Below are 11,960 nucleotides of genomic sequence, written 5' to 3' on the forward strand. Positions count from 1 at the left end.
GGGCTCCCGGGGCGTTGTCAGTGGTGTGGTGCATGATCGGACACGCCATCACAGCACGACGGGCGACAGGGCGGGGGAGCGGCATGGCGGTGACGAACGGGCAGGTGACAGGACACGTGTTCCTGAAGGCGCTGTACCGGGACGACTATTACCCGGATCATCTGGTGGACCGGGGCAAGGAGATCCTGCTGCGCCTGTGCGAGCGGGTGGAGGCCGAGCGGCCCGACGGCCTCGACGCGCTGTACGTCCTCACACAGGCCGCCACCGAGGAGTTCAACGCCCTGCAGGACGCCTTCTGGGAGGCCGACAGCGACATCGAGACCGTGGCCCGGGAGGAGATGGCCGAGGACTTCCACTTCGTCGCCCGGGCCTACGGCTTCGAGGACGCCGACGTGGAGGAGCTCATCGGCACCCGGGACTGGTGAGCATCCGGCCGGGCGGGCGGGCAGCGCCGTGACACGGGCCGCGTCCCGGCCGGGCGATGCCGGTCGGGGCGCGGTCGGGACGGGGCGCGGCCCGTGGGCCGCTCGCGTCAGCTCAGCGAGGCCAGGACCTCGTTCCAGGTGGCCGAGGGACGCATGACCGCCGCCGCCTTGGCCGGGTCGGGCTGGTAGTAGCCGCCGATGTCGGCCGGCTTGCCCTGCGCGGCGATCAGCTCGTCGACGATGGTCTGCTCGTTCGCGGCGAGCGTCCCGGCGATCTGGGTGAAGGCCTTCGCCAGCTCGGCGTCGTCGGTCTGCCGGGCCAGCTCCTGCGCCCAGTACAGGGACAGGTAGAAGTGGCTGCCGCGGTTGTCGATGCCGCCGACGCGACGGGTCGGGGACTTGTCCTCGTCGAGGAAGGTCGCCGTGGCGCGGTCGAGGGTGTCGGCGAGGACCTTGGCGCGGGTGTTGCCGGTGGCCTCGGCGTACTGCTCGAAGGACGGCACCAGGGCGAAGAACTCGCCCAGGGAGTCCCAGCGCAGGTAGTTCTCCTTGACCAGCTGCTGGACGTGCTTGGGGGCGGAGCCGCCGGCGCCCGTCTCGAACAGGCCGCCGCCCGCCATCAGCGGGACGACCGACAGCATCTTGGCGCTGGTGCCCAGCTCCAGGATGGGGAACAGGTCCGTGAGGTAGTCGCGCAGGACGTTGCCCGTCACCGAGATGGTGTTCTCGCCGCGGCGGATGCGCTCCACCGACAGCTTGGTGGCCTCGACCGGGGCGAGGATGCGGATGTCCAGGCCCTCGGTGTCGTGCTCCGGCAGGTAGGCGTTGACCTTGGTGATCAGCTGCGCGTCGTGCGCGCGCGTCCCGTCCAGCCAGAACACGGCCGGGTCGCCGGTGGCGCGGGCGCGGGTGACGGCCAGCTTGACCCAGTCGCGGATGGGCGCGTCCTTGGTCTGGCAGGCGCGGAAGATGTCGCCCTCGGCGACCTCCTGCTCGATGACCACGTTGCCGGCCCCGTCGACCAGACGGACCGTGCCGGCGGTCTTGATCTCGAAGGTCTTGTCGTGCGAGCCGTACTCCTCGGCCTTCTGCGCCATCAGACCGACGTTCGGGACGGAGCCCATCGTCGAGGGGTCGTAGGCGCCGTTGGCGCGGCAGTCGTCGACCACGGCCTGGTAGACGCCGGAGTAGGAGGAGTCCGGCAGGACCGCGAGGGTGTCGGCCTCCTCGCCGTCCGGGCCCCACATGTGGCCGGAGGTGCGGATCATGGCCGGCATCGAGGCGTCGACGATGACGTCGGACGGCACGTGCAGGTTGGTGATGCCCTTGTCGGAGTCGACCATCGCCAGGGCCGGGCCCTCGGCGAGCTCCGCGTCGAAGGACGCCTTGATCGCGTCGCCCTCGGGCAGGCTCTCCAGGCCCTTGAAGATGCCCCCGAGACCGTCGTTGGGGGACAGGCCGGCCGCGGCCAGCGTCGCGCCGTACTGCTCGAAGGTCTTCGGGAAGAACGCGCGGAGCACGTGGCCGAAGATGATCGGGTCGGAGACCTTCATCATCGTCGCCTTGAGGTGCACCGAGAACAGCACGCCCTCGGCCTTGGCGCGGGCGATCTGCGCGGTGAGGAACTGCCGCAGCGCCGCGACGTGCAGCACGGAGGCGTCGACGACCTCGTCCTTCTGGACCGGTACGGACTCACGCAGGACGGTCGTGGAGCCGTCGGCGGCGACCAGCTCGATGCGCAGCGAGCCCGCCTCGGAGATCACGGCGGACTTCTCGGTGGAGCGGAAGTCGTTCTCGCCCATGGTGGCGACGTTCGTCTTGGAGTCCGACGACCAGGCGCCCATGCGGTGCGGGTGGGTCTTGGCGTAGTTCTTGACCGACGCGGGGGCGCGGCGGTCGGAGTTGCCCTCGCGCAGGACCGGGTTGACGGCGGAGCCCTTGATCTTGTCGTAGCGGGCCTGGATCTCCCGCTCCTCGTCGGTCTTCGGGTCGTCCGGGTAGGCCGGCAGCGCGTATCCCTGGGCCTGCAGCTCGGCGACCGCGGCCTTGAGCTGCGGGATCGACGCCGAGATGTTCGGCAGCTTGATGATGTTGGCCTCGGGCGTCTTGGCCAGCTCGCCCAGCTCGGTCAGCGCGTCCGGGATCCGCTGGTCCTCGGTCAGGTACTCCGGGAAGACGGCGATGATGCGTCCGGCCAGCGAGATGTCCCGCGTCTCCACGGCGACACCCGCCTGCGAGGCGTACGCCTGGACCACCGGCAGGAAGGAATACGTTGCCAGGGCCGGGGCCTCGTCAGTGTGCGTATAGATGATGGTCGAGTCAGTCACCGGGTGCTCCGCTCCACGTCTGCAACATTGCTCGACATCAAGATATCTCGTGCCCGGGGCCGGCTCGACAGGGGTCTCCTCACAGCCGCGGCGACCGGGGGGTCCGCCGGATGCAACCGAAGCGGCCGTTTCCGCGGTCAACCAGGTACAGCCTCGACCTGATCCGGCCGGACCGACCACCCGGCCGCCCAAGCGGAAGCGGACCATGAGATATCGCACCAGAGTGACGGCCCCGGCGGCCGCCCTGATCGGCACGGCAGCAGTACTGGCGGGGGGAAACACGGCCTACGCGGACGGGAAGACCGACGACGCGCCGGCGCCCGAGACGCTCGGCGACCCCGTCTTCCCGAACCTGGGCAACGCGGGCTACCGCGTCGCCGCCTACCACCTCGACCTCTCCTACGACGCGACGACCGCGCTCGTCGACGCCACGGCGACGCTGGAACTGCACACCACGCAGGCCCTCACCCGGCTCTCCCTCGACTCCCTCGGACTCGACATACGCACGGTCCGTGTCGACGGGCGCGACGCCGCCTTCGAGCAGGCGGACGAGAAGCTGCGGATCACGCCCGCCCGGGCGCTGTGCGCACGGGAGCGCGTCACGGTGTGCGTGACGTACTCGGCCGACCCGCGGCGCGCCCTCGCGCACACCGCGTGGGTACCCACCCCGGACGGGTTCGCGATATGCCCCCAGCCGGACTCGGCGCACACCGTGTTCCCCTGCAACGACCACCCCTCGGACAAGGCGCGCTTCACCTTCCGCCTCACCGTCCCCGCCGCCCTGCGCGCCGTCGCGAACGGCTCGCTGGTGTGCACCGAGAACCTGGCCGGCGACCGCACCGCGTACACCTACCGCTCCCGCTCGCCGATGGCCACCGAACTCGTGCAGATCACGGTCGGCGACTACGTCGTGAAGGAGCGCCGGGGGCCGCACGGGCTGCCCCTGCGCGACGTCGTCCCCACCGCGCGGGCCGAGGCCCTGGAGCCCGCGCTCGCCCTCACCCCGGGCCTGGTCGAGTGGCTCGAGGCCCGGCTGGGCGCCTACCCGTTCGAGACGTACGGACTGCTGCCCTGCAACTCCGACGACCCGCACGCCTTCGACTTCACCGGCCTGGAGACCCAGACCCTCACCCTGTACAAGCCGAACTTCCTGCTCCAGGCGGAGCCGAAGATCGGCTCGCACATGATGCACGAGCTGGTCCACTCCTACTTCGGCAACAGCGTCAGCCCCGCCACCTGGGCCGACCTGTGGCTCAACGAGGGCCACGCCGACTTCTACGGGCTGCTCTACCGCTACGAGCGCGGCTGGGCGGACTCCCTGGGCCTGACCACCTTCGAGGCCCGGATGAAGGACACCTACGCGCGCGGCGACCAGTGGCGCAGCACCTCCGGCCCGGTCGCCGCGCCGAACGCGGTCAACCTCTTCGACAGCCAGCGCTACCTGGGCGGCGTCCTCGTCCTGTACGCCCTGCGCCAGCTCATCGGCGAGGACGCCTTCCACACCGTCGAGCGGACCTTCCTGGACCGGTACCGCAACTCCTCGGCCTCCACCGAGGACTACATCGCCGTGGCCTCGAAGGCCGGCGGGCAGGACGTCTCCGGCTTCCTGCGCGACTGGCTGTACGGCACGACGACGCCGAGGATGCCCGGCCATCCGGACTGGACGGTCACCCCGGCGCCCCCGTCCCTCACCGCCCCGCGCCGCCGCACCGACGTCCGCCGGCACGAGAACTCGGCCACTCTCTGACCCCGGGCGCCGCCGTCAGTCGTGCAGGGCGGACCTGTCGCCCTGCACGACCCCGTCCCCGGTGCGCTGCTGCGGGATCACCACCGCGCCCTGCTGCAGCGCCACGGTGCGGGCCGGCGCCGGGATCCGGATGCCCTCCTCGCGGTAACGGCGGTGCAGGCGCTTGATGAACTCGTGCTTGATCCGGTACTGGTCGCTGAACTCGCCGACCCCGAGGATGACGGTGAAGCCGATCCGCGAGTCGCCGAACGTGTGGAAGCGGATGGCCGGTTCGTGGTCCGGCACGGCGCCCTCCACGTCCGCCATGACCTCCGCGATCACCTCCGACGTCACCCGCTCCACCTGCTCCAGATCGCTGTCGTAGGCCACGCCCACCTGCACCAGGACCGTCAACTGCTGCTGGGGACGCATGTAGTTGGTCATGTTCGACTTCGCGAGCTGGCCGTTGGGGATGACGACCAGGTTGTTGGAGAGCGCGCGCACGGTCGTCTGACGCCAGTTGATGTCCTCGACATAGCCCTCCTCGCCGCTGCTCAGCTTGATGTAGTCGCCGGGCTGGACGGTCTTGGAGGCGAGGATGTGGATGCCCGCGAAGAGGTTGGCCAGGGTGTCCTGCAACGCCAGCGCGACGGCCAGACCGCCGACGCCCAGGGCGGTGAGCAGCGGGGCTATGGAGATGCCCAGCGTCTGCAGGACGACCAGGAAGCCGATGGCCAGGACCAGGATCCGGGTGATGTTCACGAAGATCGTGGCCGAGCCGGCGACACCGGAGCGCGAGGTGGTCACCGACTGCACGAGCCCGGCCACGACCCGCGCCGCCGACACCGTCACCACGAAGATCAGCAGCACGGTGAGGGACTGGTTGACGGTGTGCTGCACGGCCTTCGTCAGCGGCAGCACCGCGGCCGCCGCCGCCGCACCGCCGGCGATCGCCGCCCACGGCACCACGGTGCGCAGCGCGTCCACCATGACGTCGTCGCCGCTCCACCTGGTGCGCTTGGCGTGCTTGGCCAGCCAGCGCAGCAGCGTGCGGGAGAGGAAGGCGGCCAACAGGCCCGCGGCCAGGGCGATTCCGGCGATGACGCTGTCGTCCAGGGTGAGGGCGCGGTTCACCGGTCGCCTCCGGGAAGTCGGTGCGCGGCCGCGGGGGCCGTCGACGGCCGGATGGGGAGTCTCGTCACGATGTCACCTGCTCGGTTCCGGGATGTGCGGTCGCCCGTCCCGCTCGCTCGCGGACAGGCGCGACCGCTCATCCTGCCGTATCCGGCACGGGAGTTCGTACCCGGGGAACCGGCCACGAGGGCGCAATCACGCAGCTCAGCCGCGGACTTCGGCCATGGCGCGCGACCGGTTCCGGCCCGCCGGGGCCGGTGCACGGGCCTCCGGGAACGTGCCCGTGCGGGGGGCTTCGCAGCGCGAGCCCGGGGGCGCGGGGCGCGGGGAAACGTTCTCGAGTGGATCCCGGCGCCCGGGCGCACCGGCGACGGGCCGGCTCAGATGACCTTCATCCGTACCAGCGCCCCCAGCGTCAGAGCGCCCGGCACCAGCGGCAGCCACACGGTGATGATGCGGTAGCCGAGGACCACGGCCGTGGCGGCGGCCGCCGGGCCGCCGGCCGCCACCAGCGCCACCACCAGCGCGGCCTCCACCGAACCGATCCCGCCGGGCGTCGGCACCAGCGCGACCGCCGCGGTGGCCGCGAGATACGCGACCGCCATGTACGCCGCCGGCACCGGCAGCCCCAGGGCCCGCCCCACCGCCGCCAGTCCGGCCGCCTGCAGCACCGGGAACGCCAGGGAGCCGCCCCACAGCGCCAGCACCCGGGCCGGACGGCAGTGCACCGAGCGCGCCTCGCCCAGCGCGGTGCGCAGGAAGGAGCACACCGCCGACCGCAGCCGCCGTACCAGGGCGAGCGCGCCCGCCGCGGCCAGCGCGACCGCGCCGAGCGCGGCCAGCAGCGGGCCGAGCGTCCCGTCCGGCAGCAGCGAGCCGAGCCGCAGCGCGTCGGGGAAGACCAGCAGCAGCACCGCCAGCAGACCCACCCGCGCCACGCCCTCCGCCAGCATGTACAGCGCCAGCGCCGCCGAGGAGCGGGCCAGCGGCACCCCGCACACCGTCATGAACCGCAGGTTGACCGCGCTCGCGCCCAGCCCCGTGGGCAGCAGATGGTTGGCCGCGCCCGCCGCGAACTGCGTCGCCAGCAGCCGCCGCCCGGGCAGCCGCTCCACGACCGCGCCCTGCCGCGTCACCGCCGCCGCCACCCAGGTGAGACAGGTCGCCCCGACGGCGGCCAGCAGCCACGGCCACTCGGCCCGCCGCAACTGCGCGACCCCTTCGACGAGGACGGACCGGTGCCGCACCGCCACCACGGTGACGAGCACCAGGGGCAGCAGACACAGGGCCTGGCGCACCGGCAGTCGCCGGGCCGGCCTGAGCGGGGGGAGCGAAACCGTCGTCACACTCGGAGAGGTTCTCCGCGCGCCGCCAACTACGGGTTGCGGAAGCGGGGACGGAACATTACGTACTGTCATCGGGTCCTTCGTGTTCGAGACCTTCGGGTACGGGACCTTCGTGGACGAGGCTTTCGGGTACGGGGCCGCGGTGTCCAAATTCACCGTGTTCGGGGCCCTTGGGGGCAGGGGCGTGGGGAAAACCTTGACCTCAAGGAAGCTGGAGGTTCTACGGTCGCTTCCATGAGCATGGACGCCACGGCCATGACGCAGTTGTACAGCGTCATGCACGCCCAGCAGGAACGCCGCCCCTTCGACCGAGCGACACTTCGCCGCATCGGCGCCTTCGCGCGCCCGCACCGCCGCCGCATCGCGCTGTTCGTGGTGCTGGGGATGCTGACCGCGCTGCTCGCCGTCGCCACTCCCGTCCTCGCGGGACGGGTCGTCGACGCGATCGTGTCGCACGGCGACGCGGACACCGTCGTCCGGCTGGCGCTGCTCATCGCGGGCATCGCGGTGCTGGAGGCGGCGCTCGGCATCCTCGGCAGGAGGCTCTCGTCGACGCTCGGGGAAGGGCTCATCCTCGATCTGCGCACGGCCGTGTTCGATCATGTGCAGCGGATGCCGGTCGCGTTCTTCACACGTACCCGTACGGGAGCGCTGGTCTCCCGACTCAACAACGACGTGATCGGCGCCCAGCGCGCCTTCAGCAACACGCTTTCCGGAGTGGTCTCCAACCTGGTCACCCTGGTCCTCACCCTCGCCGTCATGCTCACCCTGTCCTGGCAGGTCACGCTGCTCGCGCTCGTCCTGCTGCCGGTGTTCGTGATCCCGGCGCGCCGCATGGGCAGCCGGATGGCCGGCATGCAGCGGGAGGCGGCCGCGCTCAACGCGGCGATGGGCACCCGCATGACCGAGCGGTTCTCCGCGCCCGGCGCCACCCTGGTCAAGCTGTTCGGCCGACCCGAGGAGGAGTCGGCCGAGTTCGCGGCCCGCGCGGCCCGCGTCCGCGACATCGGCGTCCGCACGGCCACCGCCCAGTCGGTCTTCATCACCGCCCTGACCCTGGTCTCCGCCCTGGCCCTCGCCCTCGTCTACGGACTCGGCGGCCGCCTCGCCCTGAGCGGCTCCCTGGAACCCGGCGCCGTCGTCGCCCTCGCGCTGCTCCTGACCCGCCTGTACGCCCCGCTCACCGCCCTCGCCGGGGCCCGCGTGGAGGTCATGAGCGCCCTGGTCAGCTTCGAGCGGGTCTTCGAGGTGCTCGATCTGAAGCCGCTCATCGAGGAGAAGCCGGACGCCCGCGAGGCGCCCGAGGGCCCGGTCTCCGTCGAGTTCGACGACGTCCGCTTCGGCTACCCCTCCGCCGACAAGGTCTCGCTCGCCTCCCTGGAGGAGGTCGCCGCCCTGGACACCCGCGGGGGCGACGAGGTCCTGCACGGCGTCTCCTTCCGCGCCGATCCCGGGCAGACCGTCGCCCTCGTCGGCTCCTCCGGCGCCGGCAAGTCGACCATCGCCCAGCTCCTGCCCCGGCTGTACGACGTCGACGAGGGCGCCGTCCGCATCGGCGGCGTCGACGTCCGGGAGCTCAGCGCGGCCTCCCTGCGGGCCACCCTCGGCATGGTGACCCAGGACGGCCATCTCTTCCACGACACCGTCCGCGCCAACCTCCTGCTCGCCCGGCCCGGGGCCGACGACGACGCGCTCTGGGACGCCCTGCGCCGCTCCCGCCTCGACGACCTCGTCCGTTCCCTGCCCGACGGCCTGGACACCGTGGTCGGCGAGCGCGGCTACCGGCTCTCCGGCGGCGAACGCCAGCGCATGACCATCGCCCGGCTGCTGCTGGCCGGTCAGCGCGTCGTCATCCTCGACGAGGCCACCGCGCACCTGGACAACACCTCCGAGGCCGCCGTCCAGGAAGCCCTCGCCGAGGCCCTCGCGGACCGCACCGCGCTCGTCATCGCCCACCGTCTGTCCACCGTGCGCGCCGCCGACCTCATCCTGGTCGTCGAGTCCGGGCGCATCGTGGAACGCGGCACGCACGAGGAACTCCTGGCGGCCGGCGGACGGTACGCGGAGCTGTACCGCACCCAGTTCGAGCAGCCGGAGCCGACCGAGGCGGCCGACGAGACGGAGCCGACCGAGGCGGCGCAGGTGAGCGAAGCGGCCGCCCTCTGAGGCGTTCCGAGCGCCCGTCCGGCATCCGGCGAGGGGTGTCCCGTACAGGAGCCTCACCGCGGGCCGTGGTCCGTACCCGACGCCGCCCTCCGGCACGGCGCCGACGGCGGCCGAGGCCATCAGCTCGGCAGGTCCGCCCGTCCATGCCGTCCGGCCGGGCGGGCCAGCGCGTCGACGCCCGCGCGGAACAGCCACGGCAGCCCCTGCGCCAGAGGCACCAGCGCCGCGCGGGCCGGCGGCGCCCGCGTCGCGCCCAGCAGCGCGAGGGTCAGCCAGCGGTAGCGCCGGGTGAGCCGCCGCCACTCCCGCTCGTAGCCCGCGGGGTCGCCGCCCCTGACCGCCCGGACGGCCGCCTGCGCCTGCGCCAGGGCCAGCGCGATGCCCTCGCCGGTCAGCGCGTCGACATAGCCCGCGGCGTCGCCGACGAGCAGCACCCGGCCGGCGGTGCGCGCACCGGCGTCCTGACGGAGCGGGCCCGCCCCGCGCACCGGCCCGGCGGGCACCGCCCCGGCCAGCCGTTCCCGCAGCTCGGGGAAGGCGGCCAGGTGGTCGTCGAACGCTCCGCGGGCGGCGGTGAGCACCGCGACGCCCACGAGGCCGTCGGCCACCGGGGTCACATAGGCCTCCGCACGGCGGGCCCAGTGCACCTCGACGTGGTCGCTCCAGGGGGCGGTCAGATAGTGGCGCCGCAGCCCGTGCCGCGGGGCGCCCCCGCGCGGCCGGTCCAGTCCCAGGGCCCGGCGGATCGGCGAGTGCAGCCCGTCGGCGGCGACGAGGTGACCGGCGCGCGTCCCGTCGACCCGCACACCGCCCTCGTCCTGCTCGACCCGGCGCGCGGTGCGCCGCTCGACCCGTACGCCCGCGGCCGCCACCGCCTCGCGCAGCGCCGCGTGCAGGGTCGTACGCCGCACCCCGCGGCCCGGGCCCGCGCGGAAGTCGGCGTCGACATGGCGTGCTCCGGCCACGTAACGGATGCCGTGCAGGTCGCGCCCCGGCGGGCGCACGCCGAGCGCCGCCAGTGCGGCCACCGCGCCCGGCATCAGCCCCTCGCCGCAGGCCTTGTCGACGACGCCGGCGCGCTGCTCCCACACGGCGACGTCGAGCCCGGCCCGCGCCGCGTGCAGGGCCGTCGCCAGGCCCGCGGGGCCCGCGCCGACGATGAGCAGGTCCATGTGCGCCCCTTCAGGCCAGCCGTGTCAGAGCCGCGTCCTCGGTCCGGATGCGGGTGGCGAGCAGGAACCCGTTCAGCGTGGTGAAGACGACGGCCGTGATCCACGCCGAGTGCACCAGCGGGAGCGCGACCCCCTCCACCACCACGGCGACGTAGTTGGGATGCGGGAGCAGCCGGTAGGGGCCGCCCGTCACGCGCGCGGCGCCCGGCACGACGATCACGCGGGTGTTCCACTGCGGTCCCAGGGTGGCGATGCACCACCAGCGCAGCGCCTGCGCGGCCACGACGAGCGCGAACATGGCCCAGGCGAGGACGGCCGAGGTGTCCGGCCGGCGCGTCCACACCTCCACGAGCGCGCCGAGGAGCAGTCCCGCGTGCAGGGCCACCATGAACGGGTAGTGCCCCCGCCCGCACTCCTCACCGCCCCGCGCCAGGCTGACGGCGGCGTTGCGGCGGGACACGGCCAGTTCGGCCACCCGCTCCAGACCGACCGCCACGACCAGGACGGTGAACGCGGCCACGCTGTTCACCGCTCACCGTCGGGAGCGCGCAGGAGCACCAGCTCGGAACAGAACCCCGGCCCCATGGCGAGCATGAGGCCGTGGGAGCCGGGCGGGGGCGGACGGTCGGCGAGCGTGTCCGCCATGACGTGCAGGACCGAGGCGGAGGAGAGGTTGCCGATCCGGCGCAGCGAGTCCCAGGTCAGGCCCAGGGCGTCCCGATCGACCTCCAGGGCGTCCTGCAGCGCTTCGAGGACCTTGGGGCCGCCGGGGTGCGCCACGTACCAGCGGACGTCGTCACGGGCCAGCCCGTGGTCGGCGAGGAAGCCGCGGACGTCGTCGCCGACGTGACGGCGCACCAGGTCGGGGACCGAGGCGTCGAGCACGATCCGCAGCCCGCCGGAGCCGACGTCCCAGCCCATCATGCGCTCCGAGTCGGGGTAGAGACGGCTGCGCGACGCGAGCACCTCGGGCCGGGCCGGGTCGTCGGACCGCGCGAGCGGATGCCCGGAGCCGACGGCGACGACCGCTGCGGCGCCGTCCCCGAACAGTCCGCTGGCCACGAGGTTGGCGACCGAGGCGTCGTCGCGCTGCAGGGTGAGCGAGCACAGCTCGACCGACATCAGCACCGCGACCCCGTCCGGTCTGCCGCGCAGCAGGTCGTGCAGGCGGGCGACGCCGGCCGCCCCCGCCACACACCCCAGGCCGACGAGCGGCAGGCGCACCACGTCGGGCCGCAGCCCGATCTCCGCCGCGACGCGCGCCTCCAGCGAGGGCACCGCCAGGCCCGTCACCGTGCAGGACACGATGTAGTCGACGTCGGCCGGCGTGAGCCCGACGTCCTTGAGCGCGTCGACGACCGCGCGGGCGCCGAGCTCGACGCCGGCCCGGATGAAGACGTCGTTCGACCGGCCGAAGTCGCCGAGTCGGGCGTACTCGCGCAGCGGAAGCACGGTGTGCCGGGTCTCGACGCACACATTGCGGTGGAACCGCTCCAGGACGGAGCGGTCGGCCCTGGCCAGCGTGGCGGCCAGGTACTCGGTGATCTCCTCCTGACGGTGTCGGTGCTCGGGCAGGGCGCCGCGGACGCTGAGGACGCGCATGGTCATGCTGGCTCCTGTGGTCGGCTGTTCGGCGGGCCGATGGGACCGGGGGCAGGCGAAGG

9 protein-coding genes are annotated in these 11,960 nt (G+C 73.0%); 3 read left to right on the top strand and 6 right to left on the bottom strand.

Annotated features, from left to right (window positions below; genetic code table 11):
• Positions 1-83 precede the first annotated feature (83 nt).
• Positions 84-425, top strand: coding sequence for a DUF5713 family protein (locus tag Sri02f_RS29185; protein WP_109004309.1), 342 nt, complete (start codon positions 84-86; stop codon positions 423-425).
• Positions 426-532: 107 nt separating this feature from the next.
• Here Sri02f_RS29185 and Sri02f_RS29190 read toward each other — a convergent pair whose 3' ends face one another.
• The gene (locus Sri02f_RS29190) at positions 533-2,752 is read right to left on the bottom strand and encodes an NADP-dependent isocitrate dehydrogenase (protein WP_109004310.1); all 2,220 of its coding nucleotides are present in this window, start codon (positions 2,750-2,752) and stop codon (positions 533-535) included.
• Positions 2,753-2,957: 205 nt separating this feature from the next.
• On the opposite strand from Sri02f_RS29190, the gene Sri02f_RS29195 reads away from it, so the two are divergent.
• Positions 2,958-4,499: a M1 family metallopeptidase gene (locus Sri02f_RS29195; RefSeq protein ID WP_109004311.1), complete on the top strand. Its 1,542-nt coding sequence runs from the start codon at positions 2,958-2,960 to the stop codon at positions 4,497-4,499.
• Positions 4,500-4,514: 15 nt separating this feature from the next.
• On the opposite strand, the gene Sri02f_RS29200 is transcribed toward Sri02f_RS29195, so the two are convergent.
• Entirely contained in the window at positions 4,515-5,612 is a 1,098-nt protein-coding gene (locus Sri02f_RS29200) for a mechanosensitive ion channel family protein (protein WP_167467640.1), read from the bottom strand.
• Between the two features lie 380 nt (positions 5,613-5,992).
• Positions 5,993-6,958, bottom strand: coding sequence for a lysylphosphatidylglycerol synthase transmembrane domain-containing protein (locus Sri02f_RS29205; RefSeq protein WP_245970850.1), 966 nt, complete (start codon positions 6,956-6,958; stop codon positions 5,993-5,995).
• A gap of 240 nt (positions 6,959-7,198) precedes the next feature.
• Between Sri02f_RS29205 and Sri02f_RS29210 the strand changes: the two genes are divergently transcribed.
• The gene (locus tag Sri02f_RS29210; protein ID WP_109004313.1) at positions 7,199-9,124 is read left to right on the top strand and encodes an ABC transporter ATP-binding protein; all 1,926 of its coding nucleotides are present in this window, start codon (positions 7,199-7,201) and stop codon (positions 9,122-9,124) included.
• Between the two features lie 119 nt (positions 9,125-9,243).
• On the opposite strand, the gene Sri02f_RS29215 is transcribed toward Sri02f_RS29210, so the two are convergent.
• Genes Sri02f_RS29215 through Sri02f_RS29225 form a run of 3 tightly spaced genes read right to left on the bottom strand, consistent with a single transcriptional unit; the run spans position 9,244 to position 11,904 of the window.
• Positions 9,244-10,296, bottom strand: coding sequence for an FAD-dependent oxidoreductase (locus tag Sri02f_RS29215; RefSeq protein WP_109004314.1), 1,053 nt, complete (start codon positions 10,294-10,296; stop codon positions 9,244-9,246).
• Between the two features lie 10 nt (positions 10,297-10,306).
• Entirely contained in the window at positions 10,307-10,816 is a 510-nt protein-coding gene (locus tag Sri02f_RS29220; RefSeq protein WP_218029903.1) for an isoprenylcysteine carboxyl methyltransferase family protein, read from the bottom strand.
• Between the two features lie 5 nt (positions 10,817-10,821).
• Positions 10,822-11,904 carry a type III polyketide synthase gene (locus Sri02f_RS29225; RefSeq protein ID WP_109004316.1) on the bottom strand — a complete coding sequence of 361 codons (1,083 nt, stop codon included), beginning with the start codon at positions 11,902-11,904 and terminating at the stop codon, positions 10,822-10,824.
• Between the last annotated feature and the right edge of the window lie 56 nt (positions 11,905-11,960).

The organism is Streptomyces rishiriensis (genome assembly GCF_003112535.1).
GTDB lineage: Bacteria > Actinomycetota > Actinomycetes > Streptomycetales > Streptomycetaceae > Streptomyces > Streptomyces rishiriensis.

Bases quoted from the DNA above. Each gene is read 5' to 3' on its own strand.
- Sri02f_RS29185 (WP_109004309.1), top strand. From the start codon at position 84: ATGGCGGTGACGAACGGGCAGGTGACAGGACACGTGTTCCTGAAGGCG.
- Sri02f_RS29210 (WP_109004313.1), top strand. From the start codon at position 7,199: ATGGACGCCACGGCCATGACGCAGTTGTACAGCGTCATGCACGCCCAG.
- Sri02f_RS29225 (WP_109004316.1), bottom strand. From the start codon at position 11,904: ATGACCATGCGCGTCCTCAGCGTCCGCGGCGCCCTGCCCGAGCACCGA.
- Sri02f_RS29195 (WP_109004311.1), top strand. From the start codon at position 2,958: ATGAGATATCGCACCAGAGTGACGGCCCCGGCGGCCGCCCTGATCGGC.
- Sri02f_RS29215 (WP_109004314.1), bottom strand. From the start codon at position 10,296: ATGGACCTGCTCATCGTCGGCGCGGGCCCCGCGGGCCTGGCGACGGCC.